The sequence below is a fragment of the Flectobacillus longus genome (assembly GCF_030056705.1).
In the GTDB taxonomy this organism is placed as follows: Bacteria; Bacteroidota; Bacteroidia; order Cytophagales; family Spirosomataceae; genus Flectobacillus; species Flectobacillus longus.
In genome coordinates this window covers 221471-245062 of sequence record NZ_JASHIC010000001.1, presented here as the reverse complement: position 1 = coordinate 245062, position 23592 = coordinate 221471, and the positions used below count along the sequence as shown (strand labels likewise).

The following is a 23592-nucleotide window of genomic DNA, read 5'->3' as shown; positions in this document are numbered from 1 at the left end:
TCATAAATCGGCAAAAAACAAAAATAATGCGATTAAAGGTATTAAAATGATGATAAAATTCAATAATTATCAGAAAAAATATAAAAAATAGTTTGAATTTGAAATGAGAGATTTTTGCGTTATAAAAAAAAATTAGATGTAAACCGCAGGTTTTACTTTAAATATAACGTCTAAACTCCAAATACCAAATCACTTGGCTAAATTATCTCTATGACTGAACAAGAACTTGTAAAAAAACTACAACAAGCCGATCAATTAGCTTTCAAACATCTTGTCGATAAGTATCAAGATAAGGTGCAGAATACTTGCTGGGGTTTTGTGAAAAGTTCGACGGAAGCAGAGGATTTGACTCAAGAAGTTTTTATTGAAATATATGAGTCTATTCATGCATTCAAATTTGATTCAAAGCTTGGAACCTATATCTATCGGGTAGCAGTAAATAAATCTCTTGACTATATACGTAAACAAAAAAGTCAAAAGCGATGGGGTGTAATATTATCTATCTTAAGCTGGAGTGAAAACAAAGAGTTACCCTCTATGCCAGACTGGGAGCACCCCGGTGTCACTTTAGAAAACAAGGAAAGAGCCAGTATTTTGATGAGTAAAGTCCAGGAATTGCCCGACAATCAACGTGTGGCTTTTACGCTTCACAAAATCGAAGGGCTTTCGTACCAAGAAATCGCAGAGGTAATGCAAGTATCATTGGCTTCTGTCGAATCTCTAATTTTTAGAGCAAAACAAAATTTAAAAAAGAAACTACAAGGATATTATCAGCAAGGAATCTAACACGATGGAAACAAATAACGATGAAATAGAAAAAACATTACAGAGCTTAGATGCGCTTGAAAGGGTAGAAGGTAATCCATTTTTGTTTGCAAAAATTCAGTACAGAATTAGCCAACGAAATCATAGAAAAACCATTAACCCTGTTTGGAAAACGGCTGGGATAAGTTTTGCATTGATACTATTATTCTTTAACGTACTGACGGTTTGGAATAATCTAAAGCCTCAAAATGAAACAAATATTATGGTCGAATTAGGTAATGAATTTGGTATAAATACTGGTTTATCGCAATTGTACTAATTAATAGATGCTCTATTCAAAAAAAATATTTTTAGTTATGAAATTATTCTCTCCTTGGATATTCGCTGGTTTGGTAATCATGAATATTGCTTTACTAGCCGTAATTTGGCTGGGACGCCCTACTGGAAGACCTCCACATGGTCAACCTTTTGGTATGGGGCACCAAGGACCACGTCTTCAGCAATACTTAGAGTCAAAATTGAATTTTGATGAAAAGCAAAAACAAGCTTATGAAACATTGATTCATGAACATCGTCGCCAGATAGATTCCCTCCATCTGGCGATTCAAGAAGCCAAAAAAGACCTATACAGTAAAGGTTTATCACAAAATGATTCGATTATATCTCAAAAGCAAAATCAGATTGCGAACCTTATAGCCAAACAGGAGCAGACCAATTTTGACCATTTCAGAAAAGTAAGAGATAAAGTCTGTGATCCTCAGCAGAAACAAGAGCTCGATAATATGATTGGAGAAGTGCTGGAGCAAGTATCAAGACCTCCAAGATAGCAATAAGTTGAGTCTGAATATTTAACAGATAAGTAACCAGAAATTCAAATAACGTAGTGACAACCCATGCGGTTGCAGTGTTAAATGGAGCAACTGCGAGAGTTGCCACTACATTAATTTCATTTTAAAAAAACGCTTGAGTTTCCTTCAATTCCTAACTCACAATTCATCATTAATGAGACATCTCTACCCACAATTATGTTTAATCAAACTGGCAATAAACTTTTGCCTTAAATTTTAAAAACTATGAAAAAGCAATTATTTGCATTGGCTTTTATGGGTTTGTTTGCTTGTAAAAGCGATAATACTACGTCTGTAACTCCTGACAATACTACAACGACTTCGGATGTGGACATATCAGTAGTGCAGTCTAAGTTTTCAAATTCTGGTTTATCTGTTACAGTCGAAGGCAATTATTTGGTCATTAAAAGCAATGGTATTCCTAATCATAAAAGCCCCTATTTTCAATCAACAGATGCTAGATACGAGGCTTATAACGGAACCAATACACGTTTTAATCTAAACCCTAATCGGATATCTTCACAGAATTTAGTCTTTAAAATACCACTTCATCCTGCAAAAGCTACTACACATGCTTCTACGCCTCTAGGGCCAATTGGTATTTCACTGAATGGAGTTCCTTTTTTTAATCAATATGCAGGACCCAATCAGCCTTTGACCAATGAGATTAATTCTTTTGACCAATACTTAGGGCATCCTCAGCAGACTGGGCAATACCACTATCATCAAGAACCAGCTTACTTGACTACACAAAATGGGAAATCAGCTTTTCTGGGTTTTCTACTGGATGGTTTTCCTGTGTATGGCCCTCAAGAAAATGGCAAGGCGGTATCCAATGCTGATTTGGATACTTATCACGGACATTCGCATGTAACAGCGGAATTTCCTAAAGGAATTTACCATTATCATATAACTGATGCCGATCCTTACATCAATGGCTCAGGCTTTTATGGAACGTCAGGAACAGTTAGTCAGTAATAAGGTGGAATTGCGAGTAGTGAATTTTGAATGTAAATTATTGATAATTAAAAATTTATATTCAAAATTTCCCACTCATTATTCAGCAATTCCAAGTTCAAGACTTAGTCTTAGACTAACTTTTTAAACTGTATTAATATAAAGTTGAATATGAAATTTCACCATTGGTTAGTTCTCTTTTTAAGTCATATTTTGCTGTTCGCTTGTGAAAAATCTCCACAACATTATCGGTGGGATGATAAGGCTTTTGTGTATCAACAAGATGTACTTTTTTATCAAGGAAAACCTTTTTCAGGTGTGCTCGATACCTTTTTTCCTAGTCATCAAAAATCTTCGGAAAGAGTTTATGATAATGGAAAGCTAGAAGGATGGGCTACGCAATGGTATGAAAATGGTAACTTATCTGAAAAACGTTTTTATCGAAATAATCAAAAATTTGGGCATCATATTGCCTTTTGGCAAAATGGTCATAAGCGTTTTGACTACCATTTTGTGGAGGATATCCCTGTCGGGGAACATAAGCAATGGTATCAGGGTGGTCAACTTTTTTCTCTGTGCCATTATAATGCTCAAGGTCAGCCAGCAGGAAGACAAAGTTTTTGGTATGAAAACGGAAAGTTAAAGGCAAATTTTGAGGTAGTCGAAGGAAGAAGATTTGGACTATTAGGTGCCAAAGGTTGTATGGGCGAAAATGAGAAACAACAAACTGGTCTATGATGAGGATTCATATTATACTCATAATACTGATAATGTCAGGCTGTTCCACCCCCGAGAAGAAGGTGAAAATACCCTATTATAATACAGCAGACTTTACCACAATTTGGAATCCTGATAGTGTTACACATGATATTGCTGACTTTAGTTTTCAGAACCAAGCAGGTCAAAAGGTGACACTCAATACTGTAAAAGGCAAAATTCATGTTGCCAATTTCTTCTTTACGATTTGTCCAAGTCTTTGTCCTCGACTAATGGAAGGGATGCAAAAGGTGGCACAGGCGTATGCAAAGGATAGTTCAGTCAGAATTATGTCCTACAGCGTTATGCCCAATCGTGACAGTGTTACAATTTTGGCACGTTATGCAAAGGCAAAAAATATAAACTTGCCACAATGGCATTTACTGACGGGTGATAAAAAACAGATTTATGAATTGGCCAGAAAATCCTATTTCGCAGACGAGAATTTAGGTGTAGCCAAAGATGAAAACAATTTTTTACATACCGAAAATTTTATTTTGGTAGACTCCCAAAACCGAATCCGAGGAATATATAATGGTACCTTAGCCACAGATATAGAAAATCTAATTGCGGATATTCGAGTGCTGAAAGAGGAGGGAGATTGATATAATTGGCAAAAAAGAAAAAGAGGTTATCCCATCGGACAACCTCTTTTTCTTTAGAATACATACCGCATACCTATACCCAGATTAAGATTGATAGTAGGTGAAATACTATAGCTAATCATGCTAGTTCTAGAGGTAGATATCATTGTTTCATTTTTTGTTTGACTAAAGTCTAGCGCAAATAAATTTGAACTTACAATCGGTACAACGAGTGCTAATTTTTTATTAACGAAATAACTTATACCTCCTGAACCTCCAAAAGTTATCCCAGAGGAGAATGTGTCGGTATCTTCAATGTTAGATGGAGACACATCATCTTTAATGGTTTTAGAAGTATTACCTGCATAAATATTTCCTTGAAGCCTTCCATAAATGCCTAAATTTCCAAAAATTGGCTTGTAATATTCATTTCCCAAACCAATGGAGAATCTATTTTGTGAATTTTTTACATTGTACTCAAAACCATTTTCTGTTTCTGAATGACTAAATCCAAAAGTCCAGAAACGAGCTTTTGATTTTGTTACAAACTTTCCGTAAGTAAGATTTAAGTTAGAAGATAAAGCATCACTTTGAGTAGGGTTCTTTACACTGACTTTTCCTATTCCGAACGACCCTTCTAAGTATTTTTTGCCTTCACTGTATTGTCCAACGCTATAGAAATTAGATAGTAGACAAATCGATATAACTAATAAGCTAAATTGTAACGTTTTCATGATTTTTCTAGATTAGAGTGTTTTACCGATAGCAATTTTAAAAGAACCAATAGAGGGTGATAGTCCGATAGAAAAAGCTTCCCAATTTTTTACTAATAAATCTGTACTTTGATAATTGACAGAGCCAATATTAGCACTACAATCTAGAAAAAGTTTACTTTTAAAATGATATCTCAATCCTACATTGGCTAGTATGGAAGCTCCCCAACCATCATTTTTATATCCTTGGTTTGACCTAGCGAGGAGGTATTTCCCCATGCCTACAGCCTCAGCATATAAACCTATATTTTTGTTAAGAGGCTGAAATTTATTGATAAAGTAGCCAGCTCCAATAGTATGTGAACCATATTTAAAGTTGACGCCTGATTCAGTCCACATAAGCGTATAATCTACTAACCAGCCTCTTGAAACCTTATTTGCTCCAAATTTTCCTGATTTGAAGTATAAGTTCAAATTTTGAACATGTCCTGTCTGGGAAGAGACAAAATAATTCCCGAAAGTTCCATTAAGAGAACCACCCATTAGCCAGTTTTTAGTGCCTGGGTCATATTGGGCTTGAGATGAATTGTGGACCATGAGTAGCATCACAGTCAAACAGGTTAGAAAAATTGCTTTCATAATGTCAATGGTGTTAAAATTTTGTACTAAAGTAGGAATTATTAGATATATTTTAATCAATTTAACAAAACATTAACAAAAAGAGAACGCTCCACCTTTGGCAGAGCGTTCTACTTATAACCTCGTTTCTTAGTGCGAAACAATCCTAATTGAACAAAACGGTGTAGAGTAAACGTAATATTGCACTTTGTATAAAAAACAAATAATAGATGCTAAAATGACTGTACATATAGAAATGAAACACTTTTGTTAAAATCTACCTGTAACTGATATACTACTAACCAATAACTTCTACACGCTAAAAAGTCTTGCCAATAGAAACTTTGAATGTCCCGATACTTGGCGCAATAGCTCCTGAGAAGTTCTTTACATCACCCATACTTTGGTATTGAAGCGTTCCTAAGTTAGTCCCTAAATCTAAGAACCACTTATTTTTCATGCTGTAGCGTAACCCAACATTTCCCTCAATGGTTGTTCCTCAGCCATCAGTGCCAGTGCTTCCTTTTGAGGTATTGTATAGATATTATGCTTTGCCAACGGCTTCGGCATACAAGGCTAAATTTTGGGTAATAGGTTGAAATTTGCTTACAAAATAGCCCGCTCCAAAACGATACTGGTAATAGGTCGTGTTAAGAGTTGACCCCGACGATGTTTGAAGGCTATAGTCCAAGAGCCAACCTTTTGCCACATTGTTTTCTCCAAATTTTCCTTTTCTAAAGCTCAATGAGATAGCATGGCTATGCATATCTTCTCGACCAAGATTGCTAAATGTGGTATTATTAGTAGCTAATGAACCACCCAATTGCCAGTATTTTGTATTAGGGTCGAACTGTGCTTTTGAAGTGAATGAAAGTGCGCTCAATGCGACAATACAACAGGATAGAATGAGTTTTATCATGATGCAAGCGGTGTTAAATTTTGAACAAAGCTAAAAGGTCATTTTTAGAAGAACAATAGCAAAATGACCTCAACACGCTTATTTAACATTAATTAACTAAAATCAGCACTTGGCACTTATTAGGATTTTTCTGAAAAAATGCTCTTCATATCTATTCGAAATACCTTAGTATGTTGATTCTTTCGAGATAAAGCCGAAAATTGATTATCTTCACGGTTTTTTAAGAGAAATGGCAAAAAAAGCAAAATATTATGCAGTGTGGAAGGGAAGAAAAACGGGTGTTTTTTCTTCGTGGGCAGAAACTGAAGAAGCTGTAAAAGGCTTTGAAGGGGCACAATACAAATCCTTTGATACGGAGGCGGAGGCCGAAAAAGCTGCTAAGGGAAATTACTGGCAGTCTGTTCAGCAAGGAACTACTGGCACAAAAGCAGTAACAAAAAAAAATGTAGGCAAACCCTTAGCCAATAGTATTTCTGTAGATGCTGCCTGCTCAGGCAACCCTGGTGTGTTGGAATATCAAGGAGTTGAAACTTCTACCAAAAGAGTATTATTTTCAATGGGGCCTTTTCCTGAAGGAACTGTAAATATCGGAGAGTTCTTGGCAATAGTTCATGGGTTGTCTTTCTTGCAAAAACACAATTCTGATTTACCCATCTATTCAGATTCAAAAACGGCTTTGAGTTGGGTCAGAAATAAAGCAATAAAGACCAATTTGGAACGTAATGCTAAAACCGAAGAGCTTTTTCGATTAGTAGATAGAGCATTAATCTGGTTGAAAAATAATACGTATTCTAATCAAGTTCTTAAATGGGAAACCGAATTCTGGGGCGAAAACCCTGCGGATTATGGAAGAAAATAATGAGTGATTTAGTGATTACTATAGAAAATCACTAAATCATTAAATATTATAAACTTATATGTTTCAGTTCAAGCAATTTACCATACATCAAGACCAGTGTGCCATGAAAGTGTCTACCGACGCCTGTATATTGGGTGCTTGGGTAGATGTTGCTCAGGCTGAAAATATTTTGGATATAGGTGCAGGAACAGGTCTATTGTCATTAATGATGGCTCAAAGATGTCCTGCTCACATTGATGCCATAGAATTAGACCTACCAGCTTTTGAGCAAGCCAAAAGTAATATAACTCAAAGTAAATGGAGCGAAAGAATAGGGGTATTTCATGGGAAAGTACAAGAATTTTCAGCTAATAAAAAATATGATTATATTGTGTCAAATCCTCCCTTCTATCAGAATCATTTGAAGTCTGAAAAAGCACAAAAAAATCAGGCACATCATACCGAAACTTTAAGTTTTGAAGAACTTTTAGACTCAGTGCTTAGGTTACGGACAACTTCTGGTAAATTTGCAGTATTATTACCAGCTTATGAGGCGAATGTACTAGAGAGTTTGGCAATTAATAAAGGATTATTTCCACAAAATAGACTTACTGTGCGTCATCGAGATGGGGCTAAAGTATTGAGGGTAATCACAGAGTATGGGGCTGAAGTTGGGGAAGTTAAAAGCCAAGAACTCTTCATCAAAAATGCCCAGGAGCAGTACACAGAGGAGTTTATTACATTATTGAAGGAGTATTATTTGATTTTTTGATAAGGACTTTGTCCATCATTGGTTGTCGATAAAACGATGACTTTTCTAATAAACAAAATTATGTTAGCAATTTCGATTGTAGTACCACTATATAATGAGGAGGAATCTCTGCCTGAACTTTGTGCATGGATTGAGCGAGTGATGGATGAAAATCAGTTTACGTATGAAATGATTTTTGTGAATGATGGGAGTAAAGACCGCTCATGGCAAGTGTTGAAATCTCTTGCCGCACAGAATCCCCGTATTAAAGCTGTTTCATTTAGTCGCAACTATGGTAAATCTGCTGCTTTGCATGTGGGTTTTCAGAAAGCGCAAGGAAGTGTGGTTATTACAATGGATGCTGATTTGCAGGATAGTCCTGACGAAATCCCTGAACTATATCGAATGATTACGGTTGAGGATTATGATTTAGTTTCGGGTTGGAAACAAAAACGATTTGATCCACTTTCGAAAACCATTCCTACGAAACTTTACAATGCGGCCATCAAATGGATGTCGGGTATTAATCTGCATGACAATAACTGTGGTTTGAAAGCCTACAAATTAGAGGTAATCAAAACGATACGTCTCTACGGTGAAATGCACCGCTATATCCCTGTTCAGGCCAATTGGAATGGTTTTTCAAGAATTGGAGAAAAAGTAGTGCAGCATCAAGCTCGTAAATATGGTACGACCAAGTTTGGTATCGAGCGTTTTCTTTACGGATTACTAGATTTACTTTCGATTACTTTTGTCCAAAAATTTGGCAAACGTCCAATGCACCTATTTGGTAGTTTGGGTATCTTGTCATTTTTGGTAGGCTTATTTATTACGCTTTATCTGATTGGTGACAAAATTTATTGTATTTCCAATCATATTCCTTTCCGAAATATTACCGATAATACATGGTTTTATTTGGCATTGGTTGCTATAATCATAGGTTCTCAACTGTTTTTGGCTGGTTTTATTGGCGAATTACTAACCATGAACTCTGATAGAACTACTGATTATCAAATTAGAGAAGAACTTTAAGGATTTTAAGTAAAAGATATTCAATAAAAAATGAGTGATTTAGCTTGGCTTGGTAGAACCAAATTGTTGGTAGGTGACGAGGGAATTCAAAAATTACAGAACGCTCATGTATTAGTGGTGGGCTTAGGTGGCGTTGGTTCATTTGCTGCCGAATTTGTCGCGCGCTCAGGCGTTGGCACAATGACGATTGTAGATGGCGATGTGGTCGATCCATCCAATCGTAACCGTCAGTTGCCCGCTTTGGCAACCAACCACGGCGAGTCCAAAGCCGATATTATGACTGAGCGATTGTTGGCGATTAATCCAGAGTTAAAGCTAACGACCATAAAGGAATTTTTATCTCCAGAAGCCGCAGAAAAGCTTTTGAGCGAAAATCAGTTTGATTATGTGATGGACTGTATTGATTCAATCACGCCCAAATTGACACTTTTGAGTACAGCTTACAACAAGGGGCTCAAAATTGTAAGTTCGATGGGAGCAGGAGGAAAGGTAGATCCAACATTGCTTCGTACAGCAGATTTATTTGATACTCGTCAATGTTATTTGGCGTCCTTAGTTCGCAAGCGCTTACGTAAATTAGGAGTCCGTTCGGGCATCAAAGCGGTCTTTTCTTTAGAAAAACACGACGATGATTCATTGATGTTGACCGATGGAAGTAACTTCAAAAAGTCAGCTTATGGGACAATCTCTTACATCCCTGCGGCATTTGGAGGCGTTTGTGCATCAGTGGTAATTCGTGATTTGTTGAGCTATCCGATCAAAATGGAGAAAAAACCAAAAGAGATGGTGGCTCGTGAAAAGAAACAGAAAAAGAAATAATATACTTCATTACCAGTGCTTTATAATGATTTAAGGCACTGGTATTTCCTTTCTCATGCGTAGATTTATTTGGACTATTCTCAAGTTTTCGATTGTTCCTTTTGTTGTAGGCTGTTTGTTTTTGTTGGGATATTGGTATTTCGACCCCTTCAAAGTATTGCATACATATTCGGACTTTTCAAAACCTGTAATTGTTCCAAACAGAGACTATGTTTCTACTGAAACTTTTATTCGCAATAATCCTCATTACCATTATAATTCTTTCATTTTTGGGAGTTCGCGAACGATGGCATTTAAACCCGCTCGTTGGAGAAAGCATTTACCTCAAGGGGCAGAACCATTTCTTTTTGATGCTTCAAACGAGTCTATTTATGGGATTTATACTAAAATCAAATGGCTGGATAGACAAGGAGTGGAGTTGAAAAATGTACTACTCATTATTTGTCATGATCGTACGTTTACGCATACTTCAAACGTCGACAATCACTTGTATATCAAGCATCCGAAGGTCTCAGGAGAGTCAGAATTAGATTTTCAAACACTATTTCTCAAAGCCTATATACAACCTGACTTTTGGATTCGTTATTATGGGTATCAATTATTGGGCTATCAAAATTGGATGAAAAGCTATATTCAAGAAAAGCCCATTTATTATGATACTCGCAATAATACCATCTATATGCCTTTTCAGGAGCGTTTGGTAAGTCGACAGCCAGAAGAGTACTATCAGGGAAAAAAGGGAGTATTTTATAAAAGAAAAGGTCAGAAGACAGACAACTCAATTTTAATTGAATATCGTCAAGAAAAAATGCTTCAAGAGATAGCTGATATTTTCAAAAAGCATCATACTGATTACAAAATAATTTTGAGTCCATTGTATGAACAAGTCAAGTTTCATCCCACAGACTTGGCTCTATTACAAAAATTATTTCCTAAAAGAGTGTATGATTTTACTGGAAAAAATGGGTTGACAGAATATTATCAAAACTTCTACGAACAGAGTCATTATCGTACAGGTGTAGGCGATGCGATTATGAGAAAAGTGTATAGTGAGAAGTAAAATAAGTCCAAGACTTAGTCTTGGACTTATTTTTTGTATCTTAAAAAATCTCTTTTATCGTATAATGATGTCGGTTGATTTGTGCCTCTTCGCCAACTGTTTTTCCCTCTAGAGCTTTAAACACTGGTGCTTGGTCTGATACTAGCATAAAACGTTCGTTATTTAATTCTATTTGAGGCATATTTATCGCAAAGACAAAATTAAACTGCTCTGTTTTTACAATACTTCCCACACCAACTTTAGAATCGATTTGTACATCTTGATATAATGCTTCAAGTTTACTGAGTTCAGCTTTTGCATTAGCCAAATGAATTTTCTCTTGTTGAATATCTTCAACATCTTCTTCTCGACGAGCGTCGTCACTTCCGCCGAAACTTCCAACTTCTAAAGATGTAATGCTTTCTTTTAAATCAGAAAGTCGTTTTTGAATATCTTTTACTAATGTTAGTTGCTGTTGAATCGCTTTTTCAAAAAGCTGTTTTTTTATTGTTAACTTTTCCATATTGCTTACGGTTTTGATTGATAGCAAGATAGAAGGAATTATTACCTAGAAGTATGAGAAAGATTGGATAAAGATATGAGTGAAGTTAGGTGTGCGATGTGGATGCTAAATCGTATTGTATTTAAACGACAAAAGCCCAAACTTACGATTGAGCTTTTGTCGTTTATAAAGAAAAGGATTTTTTGAAAAACAGTCATCATTCAAAAAACACAATTTCTCATTTAATGCTAGTCTAGTTTCAATACAGCCATAAATGCTTCTTGAGGAATTTCTACGTTACCTACTTGACGCATTCTTTTCTTACCTTTTTTCTGTTTTTCCAACAATTTACGTTTACGAGAAATGTCACCACCGTAACATTTTGCCAATACGTCTTTACGAAGTGCTTTTACCGTTTCACGAGCAATGATTTTTTGACCAATTGCAGCTTGAATAGCGATTTCGAACTGTTGACGAGGCAATAATTCTCTTAACTTTTCGCACAAACGTTTACCCCATTCGTAGGCTTTTTCACGGTGTACAATTGCAGAAAGTGCATCGACAGGTTCAGCATTTAGCATAATATCAAGCTTCACCATGTCGCTTTCTTCGTAGCCTTTGAATTCATAATCCAATGAAGCGTATCCACGAGAGATAGTTTTCAATTTGTCAAAGAAGTCAAATACAACCTCAGAAAGTGGCATATCAAATTGTAACTCTACACGGTCAGATGTTAAGTAAATTTGATTTTTGAGAATACCACGTTTGTCCATACAAAGCTTCATAATCGTACCTACATACTCAGATTTAGAGATAATTTGCGCTTTGATGAATGGTTCTTCTACACTGTCAATTTTGTTAGGGTCTGGTAACTCAGATGGAGCAGACACCCAAATCTCTCCTTCATTTGTCGTATTTACTTTGAATTTTACTGAAGGTACAGTTGTGATTACCGTCATGTCAAATTCACGTTCCAAACGCTCCTGAACGATTTCCATGTGCAACATCCCTAAGAAACCACAACGGAATCCGAATCCTAAAGCGGCTGAAGTTTCGGGCTCCCACACCAATGAGGCATCGTTTAATTGCAATTTCTCCATGGCATCACGAAGGTCTTCAAACTCCGTAGTATCTACAGGATAAATACCCGCAAATACCATAGGCTTTACCTCTTCAAAACCTTGAATCATAACCGAACAAGGTTTGTCACGGTGTGTGATAGTATCACCAACTTTTACTTCTTTGGCATCTTTGATACCCGAAATTAAGTAACCTACGTCACCTGCTCTTACCTCTGATTTAGGTTCTTTATCAAAACGGAGCGTACCAATTTCATCGGCGGTATATTCTTTGCCAGTGGCTACGAATTTAACTTTATCACCTTTTTTGATAGTACCATTATATACACGGAAAATTACTTCAATACCACGGAATGAGTTAAATACCGAGTCGAAAATTAATGCTTGTAATTCAGAGTCTGGATTACCTTTTGGTGCAGGTACACGCTCAACGATAGCATCCAAAATATCTTTGATACCGATACCTTCTTTTCCTGAAGCATGAATAATTTCGTCACGGTCACAACCCAAAAGATCTACTACTTGGTCTTTTACTTCTTCTGGCATCGCCCCTGGAAGGTCGATTTTATTCAAAACTGGAATAATCACCAAGTCATGATTTAATGCCAAGAAAAGGTTTGAGATAGTTTGAGCTTCGATACCTTGTGAAGCATCAACAATCAATAACGCTCCTTCGCAGGCAGCAATTGAGCGAGAAACTTCGTAAGAAAAGTCAACGTGTCCTGGAGTGTCGATGAGGTTAAAAGTATAACTCTCGTCGCCGTATTGATAGTTCATTTGGATAGCGTGTGACTTGATAGTAATACCACGTTCACGCTCCAAGTCCATATCATCCAAAAGCTGAGCTTGCATATCACGCTTTTGAACAGTATTAGTAAATTCAATCAAACGGTCGGCTAGAGTACTTTTGCCGTGGTCAATATGTGCAATAATGCAAAAATTACGAATGTTTTTCACGTTTCGTTTAATTTATCTGTTGTTTCTTTTGCGATGCTTTTTGATACCTTAGGCATCGTAAACCCACAATTCTTCAAATTGTATTTACAAAATTACGTCCATTCCTCCGAAAAAGATAATAACCAGCCGAAAAGTTTAGATAGATTCATTTTAAAGCGATTAAAAATAAACTTAAAAATGGTATTTGACAATTTCGTTTTAACACATCTGATAAAACATGATTTGCCAAACCCACTTAGCAACCGTATTTTCAAGAAAAGAAGGTATTGAAGTATCGGGTAATTGTATCTTATAAAGATAGAGTTGTGAAACATGGAGAATTTTTAGCGATTTATCAACCACTCATTTTTCATTTTATTACACAAATTCATTTTTAAGGAAATTTTAATAAATCACGCAATTGCCCAGAATCTCCCAAAATTGCGTTGCACATGAACAAACTAAATTTACGTTTAATTATTATCGTTTTAAGTAGTATTTCTGCTCACTTTTCTACTCAAGCTCAAAACAAAGTTGTAGACCGCTTTACGATTCGAAAATCCTTTCAAACGAAAGAAGATTGGGCAAAACCCGCTGTTATCACATTTACCAAACCACAAGAAAAATCTGCATCTTGGCTACTAGACATGGCTATTGGTTATAGTGCTTATCATCATCCTCAAGGAACATTATCGGTAATTCCGTACATGGAGTTGCATCGGAATACCTTGATTGATAAGCCTCAAAGTGTCTGGATTGGTGGTGTCGCAACCGAATGGCGAATGAATAGTTTAGAACACAAAAAATGGTCTCCCATTTTGGTGCAATCTTTCAAGTTTATGGAAGATAAAGTCAAGCAAAATGCTTCTTTTCAAAGCAACTTTTATTTGACTCCTGTTTTTGCTTTTAAGGATATGAATCCTAAATATTTTTGGATTCCCAATCATCCTGTGAGCCTTGGAAGTAGACTGAGTTTTGTGTACACGCCCTATATTGGTATCGAAAATGAAAATCGTACTTATACCGAAACTCACCTTTCGGCAGGTAATATTTATCGGGCATTCGGACGTATCTCGACAGATATTACGTTTTATCCTTCCAATAATAGCCTAAAAGGAAAGCTGGACTTATCTCTTGACTGGCAATATCGCTACAACTATTACCAAACAGTTTCCGATGTGAAAAATAGTACTCAGCAGTTTTTAAATACTAGTCTCAATTATACATTTTTTACCTCTTCTGATGGTAAAAAAATGAGCCAAATTGGATTTGATTATACCATTGGCGAAAACCCAACTGAAGGCTTCGAGAAACAGTCGTTTTATACCGTAGCGCTAAAATTTAGACTCAATTTGGGAGGCAATAAAACAAAGGTGATTCTTTAGTTTTTAGGAGCAAACAGAAATGAAAAAGATAGGTATTTGTTTATTAGGGTCATTTTTTTATCCTTTAAACCTAAAAAATAATGCTTTGATTTTTAAAGGGTTGTTTGATATTTTTGAGGATGGCGTAAAATTTTGCTAAACCTGATGCAACATCAATGGAGGTTTGAGCATCTGTTGGAGAAATTAAACTTCTCTAAATAATGAAAAACCTCATCAACTTAATTCTAGGCCTCTTTATAACCTATTCAAGCTTAGGACAGATTAAAGGTAAAATTGTAGACGACAAACAACAAGCAGCTTCGTTTGCCAATGTATTGATTTTAAACACCAAGGATTCGAGCTTAGTGAAAGGTGAAGCTGCCGATGTAGATGGAAAATTTGAATTTACAGGATTAAAACCTCAAGCCTATCTATTACAGGTTTCGGCGGTAGGTTTTCAGAAATCTTTTCAAGTAATCAATCTAGAGTCAGGTAAAACGATGGATGTTGGAACGATCCAACTCAAAGCAGAAACACAAACTTTAGGCGAAGTACAAGTAACCGCTCGTAAGCAACTGATTGAGCGTGATGGCGACAAAATGATTATGAATGTGGAGGCTAGTCCAACGGCAGCAGGGCTCAATGGTTTGGAGCTGATGGAAAAAGTACCTGGTGTGACCGTAGACCGTAATACCGAAACCATCAAACTCAAAGGCAAAGATGGTGTTCTCATCATGATTGACGATCGTAAAACCTACCTTACGGACGAACAGCTAGCTAATTTCTTGAAAACACTTAAAAGTGAGGATATCGAAAAAATAGAAATTATAGCCAACCCTTCTGCTCGTTTTGATGCTTCTGGTTCGAGTGGTATTATCAACATCAAAACTAAAAAAGGCAAAAATTTTGGTACAAATTATACTTTAGACCTCAACGCAGGATATAGCCACTATAAGGGCGTAGGTGGTTTGCCCAAAAATGGGCAGGGACTCACCATAAACTCACGTCGTGAAAAATATGTCATTTTCGGAAATATCAACCGTCAATATGCTGCGTGGTATAACTCAGAAGACCAAGTTCAGAATTTTTTGTCAGAAACGGGCTCTGTATTAGAAAAGCGAGTAATTACAGGTTTAGCAAAAGGAAATTTTGAAAACTGGAGTGCTAAAATTGGCTTTGATTATGATTTGTCGAAAAAGACTACTGTAGGTTTTTCTGGACAATGGGCTAATACTTTTAGTCCTATGGATCGTTCATACAATCAACAATCCGTAACCGAAACAATTCGTCAAAGTTTATTGACGAACAGAAACCGTGAAGCTACCTTCGATAACTATACATTTAATACCCACCTCAAGCAAAAGATAGATACGTCGGGCACAGAATTGACTGTAGATTTTGACGTGATTTTGAACTCGAAAAGTTGGGATGATAGATTTGTCACAACTACAACTCAAAACGATGCAAGTCCTATCATAGCTAATAATCAAATACTTTTTCCAGCCAATGGAAAAACCTTCGTTTTGAAGGCAGATTTTATCAAAAAACTTACTGCTAAAACTAAGCTTGAAACAGGAATTAAGGCTAGTTATTCGAAAAAGACCAACGATTTTAGCGACAACTTCCGTGACAATGGAGCTTTGGTAAGTTCATTCTTTAAATTCAACGAGTTAATTTCGGCAGGTTATGTGATGATAAACAGTGAGTTGACCAAAAGTTTGAGCATTCAAGCGGGTTTGAGAGCCGAACAAACCAATAACCAAGGGTTGAATAGAGAAGGTAATAAATTGACTCAGCAAGATTATTTAAACCTTTTCCCGACATTGACTTTGAACCAAAAGGTTTCGAAAGACTATGCAATTTCGTTGGGATATAGCCGTCGTATCAACCGACCGAACGACGATGTATTTAATACTTTCAAAAGATTTTTCTCACCACAAAGCTATGTGGCAGGCAACCCAACTATTTTGCCATCGCTTAATAATACCATTAGTTTGACCAATACGATTAAAGACAAATACAGTTTTTCTTTGAACTATGTATCTGTTAATCAGTTTTCAACAGAGGTTTTTGATGTTGACTCGGTCTTGATTCCTGGGCGCCGTGTGATTCGAGAATCGATGGAAAATGTCAATGGTAAAATTGGTTGGTGGAGTGTTGATGCCTCAGTACCCTTTAACCCAACAAAATGGTGGAGTGTAAATTTGAATATTTGGGGCGGTATCAATGTATATAATTACAAGAGAGAAAATACGGTTGTAGATATTAGTCAGCTATATCATGGGGCTTATATGCAGCATACTTTTACGTTAAACAAAACTCTTTCTGGCGAGATTTCGGGCTGGTATAACTCAGGAGAAACTTGGGGTTTCCAAACCTCGAAACCACAAGGAGGTCTTGATTTTGGCTTGAAAAAAATGCTTTGGGACAAAAAAGCTACAGTGAAGTTCTTGGTGCAAGATCCATTCAACTTTAATAGCTTCAGGAATAATGTTGAAACTACGACACTAACAGGCGTAGGAACCTACCGCTGGGATAACCGTAGATTCAGAATTTCTCTTACCTATAATTTTGGTAATAGAAATGTCAAGCAAGCGATACAGTCTAATGATGGAGGAAATGGTGGAGGCGGTGGGCCTTCGAAAAATTAGAGATAATATTCTTAATTTAAAAAAAGCGGTCGAAAATAGTTTTCGACCGCTTTTTTAATGATTTGTCTAGTCCTGAAATAGCAATACAATAAAAAAGGTATCAGTGTACGGAGAAGACAATTATGTAAAATGGACACAAAAAGATTACAGTTTGCAGTTTAAACTTCAAGTAGTTAAAGAAGTTGAATCAGGAGAACAATCCCAATCATCAGCGAGATTAAAATATGGTATTCAAGGTGATAATACAATTAAGAAATGGTTGAAAAAATATGGTACATTTGATTGGGAAAATCAAACGCCATTGAATATGCCAAAGACACCAGAACAACGAATAATGGAACTAGAGGCGAAGGTAAAACTTTTAGAGAAACAAAAGACTTATTTAGAGCATCAAGCATCAAGCATCAAGTTTCAGGATCAGACAAAAAAGCGATAATCTTTGATATGATGATAGATTTAGCAGAGAGAGAATATAGGATTCGGGGTTGATAGACAAGTATATTATAGAAGTGTCAAGAGAGGTAATATTAAGAGAGATAAAGCTGAAAAAGTAGTTGTAATGGTAATAGAACTCCGACAAATGATGCCATGTGTGGGTGGAAGAAAAATGTACTATTTGCTTCAAGCACAACTTGAGGGCTTATCCATTGGAAGAGATAAGTTTTTTGCTATTCCTAAAGCAAATCATTTATTGATAGTGCCTAAACGAACTTATCATGTAACTACAAATTCCATGCACCGTTTCAAAAAGCATGATAATTTGTTGATAAATATTACCATCGAAAGACCCAATCAAGTTTGGGTGGCAGATATTACTTATATTGGGAAAAAACCTAATCCTATCTTAGTCTGATAACAGATGCCTACTCAAAAAAGATAGTTGGCTATTATATAGCAGATAATTTAAATACTGAAATCGGACCGCCGATGCGGTAGTATTTTAGCTCTGAAAATGGCACTCAAAGAAAGGATAAAAGTGAATCATTGGTTCATCATTCTGACAGGGGAATACAATATTGTGCTGATGCCTATCAATAAGTATTACAGAAAAATAAAATCCTGTGTAGCATGACACAAAACTCAGATCTTTATGAAAATGCAGCAGCCGAAAGAATAAATGGAATTTTGAAACAAGAGTTTATGATTGATAGGTTTGATAAGAGCCGTGAAACAATTAAAGTCTTAGTTAAACAATCCGTTGATCTTTATAATGAAAAAAGACCTCATTTATCAAACTACCTTTTAACTCCTCATCAAATGCCCAAGCAGAACAAAATAAAATTTAAAACCTTTAAAAAACAGTAGTAACTCAAGCTACTACTGTTTTAAATATTCTATTTTTATTTCTCAAAATCCTGTATCATTATTTTAGGACGACGATACAAATTTCAGTATGATGGCATTTTAAAAGCAAAGCATTGCGCTTCTATGAGTAAAATGCAGATTTGAAATAATAACTCATGCACTCAATCACTAAATTTGGGATGTCTCTTGTTGGTATTTGTAATAGAAAGTATTTTTAATTTAAGTTTTTAACTGCTTGACGAGCAAGTAACTTCCAACCTCCTTTTTCTTTGCTCCAAACGGTCAAGATAAACAACTTCACAGTGCCAGGCTTGCCACCGTCCAATGTTTCAGCAGATAGACTATGACGAACAATAGCTGTTTTGCCATGAAGACTGATGGTTTGGTCTGTCAATTGAATTGTTTTGAAATCAGACTTACCACTGACCAAAGCTTCTACAAATTGTGCTTTGTTTTCGATTTTACCACCCGAATGTCCATACGACAAATCTTCGGTTGCAATACTTTCTAGGGCTTCTTTGGTTGGATCAATCATAGCCAAACGCAATTTTTCAACTGATTCTGCTACTGCTTTTTCATCTTTTGATTGTGCTATACTTCCCAATGTAGCCATAACTAAAAATAAAAGTGTGATGCTTAATTTTTTCATGATGTTTAGATAAAATGGGCTTTGATAGCCTATAGGATAAATACTAGATTCTGATAGTTACTCAATGAAGAAAGATGATGATTCTTTTTTTCTACTTTATCAAATGGAAAATATTGCTAAAAACATGATAACAGACGTAAAATTAAAAGGGACAAAAGCATATTCTTTGCTTTTGTCCCTTCGTAATTAATTGCTAAATATTAATCAGCGACTGTTTTAGTAGAATCTCTAATAATCAACTCTGTTGGAAGTTTAACAGTTTGATAAACAGGATTTTTACTTTTCTTTTCTACGATATCCAATAGTAATTCTGCTGCTCTTTGTCCCATTTCTAAGGCTGGTTGGATAACTGATGTAAAAGATGGAGAAAGTAATTCTGCTACTTTCAAATTACTAAAGCCCATCAATGCCATATCCTCAGGAATACGAATATTACGTTGTTTTAATATCTTTAGACATGCCATAGCCAGACGGTCGCTAACAGTAAAAATAGCATCAGGAAGAATCGGTTGTGACAAAAGCTCATCGATGATTTTTTCCATATCTTCAATACTAAAATTACAGTATTTCACAAAATCCTCATTGTAGGGAATACCGTATTTTTCCAGTGCTGCTCTGTAACCACTAATACGCTCACGAGTAATAGATAGCGTGGGTGAAGCTGCCAAATGAGCAATATACTTTTTGCCAGATTTAATCAAATGTTCGGTTCCGTCAAATGCACCTTGATAATTGTCCGCTACAACTTTGTGTGTATGGATTTCGTCCGAAAACCTATCAAAAAATACAATGGGCATACCCTTACTATGTAATTCTTTCAGGTGCTCGACATGGGTTGTTTGTCCAGAAAGTGAAATCAAAACACCATCGACACGACGTGAGGCAAGGTGCTGAATATTAACTACTTCACGGTCATAAGATTCATGACTTTGAAAAATCACTACATGATATCCACGATTGTATGCAATGGATTCGATGCCGTTGATAGCTTGAGAAAAGAATGGATTGTCAATTTCAGGTACAACTACACCAATAGCACGGCTACGGTTTTCTTTGAGACTTAAGGCAATAGGGTTGGGGCGATAGTTCAGTTTTTCGGCACATTCCAACACAATTCGCTTGGTTTCGGGGTTAATTTCATAACTTCCCCTCAACGCTCTCGAAACAGTGGAGGTCGACAAATTTAGTGCCTTTGCAATATCTTTTATGGTTGCGATTTCCAAAGCTAATCTTGTTTTTGTACAATTTTCTACAAAGATAACTTGCTTCTCTGTAAAACTATTCTAATCTACGATTTTCAAGGTAATATCCCAAATATTATTAAATAAATCAAAAATCCTGACTGCTTGACAACGTTGCCGACAACGATTGCGTAAATATTTTCTTGTAAAAATTTGTCCTTGGATTTGGACAATTCTAACTTGACATCATCTTACAGCAACTATATAGTAAAATTGTTACTACTATTTCCCTGAAAAAGTCAAAAAAGAAATATTCAGAGATAAAGTGTTCTTGACGGAACAACTCAATAGCCATCGTATGTATAATTAGTTTTTGGATAGATAGTTTGAACCCTCTAAACCTCGACCTAGCTTCTCCCTTCTTTTGGGAGGGAGAAAGCCAAGGGTTTCTAAAAAAATTACGACATATAATAAGAATTATATAATCAAGTTTGATGGCTCAAGTGTAAGCTTAAAAGTTTTATTTGGCATTTGTTGAAACAAACAAAATTTCCCTTCACAACAGCTTACTTTTCTTGTCTTGACACAAGAAAAGTAACCGCGCGGCGGCCGCAAAAGAAAGTCAAGAAATCCTAAACTCGCCTACGGCTCAAACAGTAGGATTTCATAAAGAGAAACATACACTTTTTATTTTTTAATTATGAATTTTTAATCTATTCTAAGTTGTGGATAAACATAATTTTAAATAAAAGAGTAGCACACTTAACCCTAGACTACTCTAACTCATTACCATTTAATTGCAAATATTGGTTTCGAATAGATTTACTCCATTAGGAGTTTCAAATAAACAATAACTAATGAAAAAAGTCCTTTTATTTACCTTCATTCTTCTTACAATATTCAGCTTTAAGCTCGAAGATACTCGTACTACAATATTTTTATGTGGAGACTCAACCATGGCTGATAAGGCGGCGAACGCTGCACCCGAAACAGGTTGGGGGATGGTTTTACCAGAATTTTTTACGAATGAAATCAAAATTGAAAATCATGCCGTAAATGGTCGTAGTACTAAAAGCTTTATCAACGAAGGTCGTTGGAAAACGGTAATAGACAAGGTAAAAAAAGGTGACTGGGTTTTGATTCAGTTTGGTCACAATGATCAAAAAGTGAACGATACGACTCGTTCGGCCCCTTCACAAACACTTTACAAGCAAAACTTGACTCGTTTTGTCAACGAAACTCGTGCTAAAGGTGGTAACCCTGTGTTAATTACGCCTGTGATGCGTCGCAAGTTTGATGAAAGTGGTAAGTTTGTTGACCAACATCAAGACTACCCAGATGTGGTAAAAGCGTTGGCAAAAGAGTTGAAAGTACCCATGATTGATTTACACCAAAAATCGCAGAAAGTGATAGAACAACATGGTGTAGCAGGTTCGAAAAAGCTTTTCTTACATTATCCTAAAAATGTATATGCTCGTTATAAAGACGGTGCTTCTGACGATACACATTTCTCTAGATACGGCGCTGAAGTAATGGCTAGCTTAGTTTGTGAAGATATGGCGTCTTTAGGTTTACCTTTGAAATCCTTCTTTAAAAAGTCGGTATATCCTACCAAATTTGCTTATGAAGTACCGAAAGTATCAACTCCAGTTTTCAAGAAAGATACTTTTAATATTGTCAACTTCGGCGCAGTAGCAGATGGACAAACACTAAATACAAAGGCAATCAATAAGGCTATTGTTACTTGTAGCGAAGCAGGTGGAGGTACTGTCATTGTGCCATCAGGAGTTTGGTTGACAGGTTCAATCGTCATGAAGAGCAATGTCAATTTACATTTGCGTAAAGGTGCCTTGATTCAATTTAGTAATCGATTTGAAGACTTTGACTTGATTCGTACCACCTACGAAGGCTTAACAGCTGCTCGTTGTCAAGCACCAGTTTATGGAATAGATTTGGAAAATGTAGCCATTACAGGTTTTGGCGTTTTGGATGGTGCAGGCGATGCTTGGCGTCCAGTAAAACGTTCAAAAATGACCCAAGGCGCTTGGGAAAAACTTATTGCATCAGGTGGTTTGTTGAGTCCTGACAAAAATAACTGGTATCCAAGTCAGAAATCATATTTGGGTTCTACAGTTCAACTGCCAGGCGTATTGAAAGATGGAAAAGAGGTAAAAGATTTTGAATATATCAAAGACTTCCTTCGTCCAAATATGTTGTCGCTCACACGTTGTTCAAATGTATTGCTTGAAGGGATTACTTTCCAAAATTCACCTGCTTGGTGTTTGCACCCATTGTTGTGTGACAATATTACTTTGAAAGGAGTAAAAGCTAAAAACCCTTGGTACGCACAAAATGGTGATGGAATAGATTTGGAATCTTGTAAAAACGCTTTGATTGAAGATTGTACATTTGATGTGGGCGACGATGGTATCTGTATCAAATCAGGTCGTGACGAAGAAGGTCGTAAACGTGGTGTGCCTACCGAGAATGTGTTGATTAATAATTGTTTTGTATATCATGCTCATGGCGGTTTTGTGATTGGAAGCGAGATGTCTGGCGGTGTCAAAAATATGTTTGTCAACAACTGTACTTTTATGGGAACGGACATTGGGTTACGTTTCAAGTCGGCACGTGGTCGTGGAGGAGTAGTGGAAAATATTTATATCAGCGACATTGGCATGACCAATATCCCTGGTGAAGCAATTTTGTTTGATATGTATTACGCTGCCAAAGATCCAGTGCCTGTATATGGCGAGAAGACAGATATTCCAGAAATCAAATTTGAGCCAGTTAGTGCAGGAACGCCATTGTTTAAGGATTTTTACATGAAAAATATCGTATGTCGTGGTGCCGAAAAGGCGTTGTTTATTAGAGGTTTGCCCGAAATGCCTATCAAGAATGTTTGGTTAGAAGATGCGATTTTGGAATCTGATAAAGGAATGATTTGTACTGAAGCTGAGAATATCAATCTCAAAAATGTAAGTATTCTTTCTAAGGATGCTACGACGATTCAAATTCAGAATGGACAACAAATTACCTTAGACAATATTCAGTATAAAGGTGCTTCGACTGACTTATTACTGAAAATAACGGGAGAACGTAACAAAAGTGTTCGTTTGGTTAATACAGATACCAAGCAAGCAAAAAAAGACGTTGAACTTGGAGAAAAAGTGCCTTCAAGTGTTCTTTTGAAGAAGTAAGTAACTTCGTGACATAATCTCATAAAGAGTATCCTGAATTGAAAAGGTGCTCTTTATGGAAACTAAAGTCTCAACGCTTTGAAAGA

At 36.2% G+C, this 23592-nt stretch carries 25 protein-coding genes; 17 read left to right on the top strand and 8 right to left on the bottom strand.

Annotated elements, in window-relative coordinates:
• Positions 1 to 210 precede the first annotated feature (210 nt).
• The 6 genes from QM491_RS01015 to QM491_RS00990 all read left to right on the top strand — a co-directional run bounded on the left by QM491_RS01015 (position 211) and on the right by QM491_RS00990 (position 3931).
• Positions 211 to 786, top strand: a complete 576-nt coding sequence (locus tag QM491_RS01015; protein ID WP_283325394.1) for an RNA polymerase sigma factor — start codon at positions 211 to 213, stop codon at positions 784 to 786.
• Between the two features lie 4 nt (positions 787 to 790).
• Positions 791 to 1084 (top strand): hypothetical protein, encoded by a 294-nt coding sequence (locus tag QM491_RS01010; protein WP_283325393.1) that lies wholly within the window; start codon positions 791 to 793, stop codon positions 1082 to 1084.
• A 37-nt stretch (positions 1085 to 1121) separates the two neighbouring features.
• Positions 1122 to 1592 (top strand): Spy/CpxP family protein refolding chaperone, encoded by a 471-nt coding sequence (locus QM491_RS01005; protein WP_283325392.1) that lies wholly within the window; start codon positions 1122 to 1124, stop codon positions 1590 to 1592.
• Positions 1593 to 1838: 246 nt separating this feature from the next.
• Positions 1839 to 2591, top strand: a complete 753-nt coding sequence (locus QM491_RS01000; protein ID WP_283325391.1) for a YHYH protein — start codon at positions 1839 to 1841, stop codon at positions 2589 to 2591.
• 150 nt (positions 2592 to 2741) lie between these two features.
• Entirely contained in the window at positions 2742 to 3308 is a 567-nt protein-coding gene (locus QM491_RS00995; protein WP_283325390.1) for a toxin-antitoxin system YwqK family antitoxin, read from the top strand.
• Between the two features lie 62 nt (positions 3309 to 3370).
• On the top strand, positions 3371 to 3931 hold the full coding sequence (locus QM491_RS00990; RefSeq protein ID WP_283325389.1) for an SCO family protein: 561 nt from the start codon (positions 3371 to 3373) through the stop codon (positions 3929 to 3931).
• A 53-nt stretch (positions 3932 to 3984) separates the two neighbouring features.
• Here the strand turns inward: QM491_RS00990 and QM491_RS00985 are convergent, their stop codons facing one another.
• The 4 genes from QM491_RS00985 to QM491_RS00970 form a co-directional block, all read right to left on the bottom strand.
• Entirely contained in the window at positions 3985 to 4644 is a 660-nt protein-coding gene (locus QM491_RS00985) for a hypothetical protein (protein WP_283325388.1), read from the bottom strand.
• Between the two features lie 12 nt (positions 4645 to 4656).
• A complete protein-coding gene (locus QM491_RS00980; RefSeq protein WP_283325387.1) occupies positions 4657 to 5262 on the bottom strand; it encodes a hypothetical protein in 606 nt (201 codons plus the stop codon).
• A 298-nt stretch (positions 5263 to 5560) separates the two neighbouring features.
• Complete coding sequence (locus tag QM491_RS00975; RefSeq protein ID WP_283325386.1) at positions 5561 to 5701, bottom strand: hypothetical protein; 141 nt, start codon at positions 5699 to 5701, stop codon at positions 5561 to 5563.
• Positions 5702 to 5785: 84 nt separating this feature from the next.
• The gene (locus QM491_RS00970; protein WP_283325385.1) at positions 5786 to 6160 is read right to left on the bottom strand and encodes a hypothetical protein; all 375 of its coding nucleotides are present in this window, start codon (positions 6158 to 6160) and stop codon (positions 5786 to 5788) included.
• A 229-nt stretch (positions 6161 to 6389) separates the two neighbouring features.
• Here QM491_RS00970 and QM491_RS00965 point away from each other — a divergent pair, with 229 nt between their 5' ends.
• Genes QM491_RS00965 through QM491_RS00945 form a run of 5 tightly spaced genes read left to right on the top strand, consistent with a single transcriptional unit; the run spans position 6390 to position 10660 of the window.
• Positions 6390 to 7019, top strand: a complete 630-nt coding sequence (locus QM491_RS00965; protein ID WP_283325384.1) for a ribonuclease H1 domain-containing protein — start codon at positions 6390 to 6392, stop codon at positions 7017 to 7019.
• Between the two features lie 58 nt (positions 7020 to 7077).
• Positions 7078 to 7770 carry a tRNA1(Val) (adenine(37)-N6)-methyltransferase gene (locus QM491_RS00960; protein ID WP_283325383.1) on the top strand — a complete coding sequence of 231 codons (693 nt, stop codon included), beginning with the start codon at positions 7078 to 7080 and terminating at the stop codon, positions 7768 to 7770.
• A 36-nt stretch (positions 7771 to 7806) separates the two neighbouring features.
• Positions 7807 to 8781, top strand: coding sequence for a glycosyltransferase family 2 protein (locus QM491_RS00955; RefSeq protein WP_283325382.1), 975 nt, complete (start codon positions 7807 to 7809; stop codon positions 8779 to 8781).
• A gap of 30 nt (positions 8782 to 8811) precedes the next feature.
• Positions 8812 to 9600: a tRNA threonylcarbamoyladenosine dehydratase gene (locus tag QM491_RS00950; protein ID WP_283325381.1), complete on the top strand. Its 789-nt coding sequence runs from the start codon at positions 8812 to 8814 to the stop codon at positions 9598 to 9600.
• 55 nt (positions 9601 to 9655) lie between these two features.
• Entirely contained in the window at positions 9656 to 10660 is a 1005-nt protein-coding gene (locus QM491_RS00945; RefSeq protein WP_283325380.1) for a hypothetical protein, read from the top strand.
• A gap of 40 nt (positions 10661 to 10700) precedes the next feature.
• Here QM491_RS00945 and QM491_RS00940 read toward each other — a convergent pair whose 3' ends face one another.
• A complete protein-coding gene (locus tag QM491_RS00940; RefSeq protein WP_283325379.1) occupies positions 10701 to 11162 on the bottom strand; it encodes a hypothetical protein in 462 nt (153 codons plus the stop codon).
• 227 nt (positions 11163 to 11389) lie between these two features.
• Positions 11390 to 13177, bottom strand: coding sequence for a translation elongation factor 4 (lepA, locus tag QM491_RS00935; RefSeq protein WP_283325378.1), 1788 nt, complete (start codon positions 13175 to 13177; stop codon positions 11390 to 11392).
• Between the two features lie 431 nt (positions 13178 to 13608).
• Between lepA and QM491_RS00930 the strand changes: the two genes are divergently transcribed.
• The 5 genes from QM491_RS00930 to QM491_RS00910 all read left to right on the top strand — a co-directional run bounded on the left by QM491_RS00930 (position 13609) and on the right by QM491_RS00910 (position 18476).
• On the top strand, positions 13609 to 14541 hold the full coding sequence (locus QM491_RS00930) for a hypothetical protein (protein WP_283325377.1): 933 nt from the start codon (positions 13609 to 13611) through the stop codon (positions 14539 to 14541).
• A gap of 200 nt (positions 14542 to 14741) precedes the next feature.
• On the top strand, positions 14742 to 17171 hold the full coding sequence (locus QM491_RS00925) for a TonB-dependent receptor (RefSeq protein ID WP_283325376.1): 2430 nt from the start codon (positions 14742 to 14744) through the stop codon (positions 17169 to 17171).
• A 103-nt stretch (positions 17172 to 17274) separates the two neighbouring features.
• Complete coding sequence (locus QM491_RS00920) at positions 17275 to 17607, top strand: hypothetical protein (RefSeq protein WP_283325375.1); 333 nt, start codon at positions 17275 to 17277, stop codon at positions 17605 to 17607.
• A 123-nt stretch (positions 17608 to 17730) separates the two neighbouring features.
• A complete protein-coding gene (locus tag QM491_RS00915; protein ID WP_283325374.1) occupies positions 17731 to 18024 on the top strand; it encodes a hypothetical protein in 294 nt (97 codons plus the stop codon).
• Positions 18025 to 18227: 203 nt separating this feature from the next.
• Entirely contained in the window at positions 18228 to 18476 is a 249-nt protein-coding gene (locus QM491_RS00910; RefSeq protein ID WP_310589537.1) for an integrase core domain-containing protein, read from the top strand.
• Positions 18477 to 18690: 214 nt separating this feature from the next.
• Here QM491_RS00910 and QM491_RS00905 read toward each other — a convergent pair whose 3' ends face one another.
• Positions 18691 to 19125 carry a nuclear transport factor 2 family protein gene (locus QM491_RS00905; RefSeq protein ID WP_283325373.1) on the bottom strand — a complete coding sequence of 145 codons (435 nt, stop codon included), beginning with the start codon at positions 19123 to 19125 and terminating at the stop codon, positions 18691 to 18693.
• Positions 19126 to 19325: 200 nt separating this feature from the next.
• On the bottom strand, positions 19326 to 20348 hold the full coding sequence (locus tag QM491_RS00900; protein WP_283325372.1) for a LacI family DNA-binding transcriptional regulator: 1023 nt from the start codon (positions 20346 to 20348) through the stop codon (positions 19326 to 19328).
• Between the two features lie 815 nt (positions 20349 to 21163).
• Here QM491_RS00900 and QM491_RS00895 point away from each other — a divergent pair.
• Positions 21164 to 23506 (top strand): glycosyl hydrolase family 28 protein, encoded by a 2343-nt coding sequence (locus QM491_RS00895; RefSeq protein ID WP_283325371.1) that lies wholly within the window; start codon positions 21164 to 21166, stop codon positions 23504 to 23506.
• Positions 23507 to 23592 lie beyond the last annotated feature (86 nt).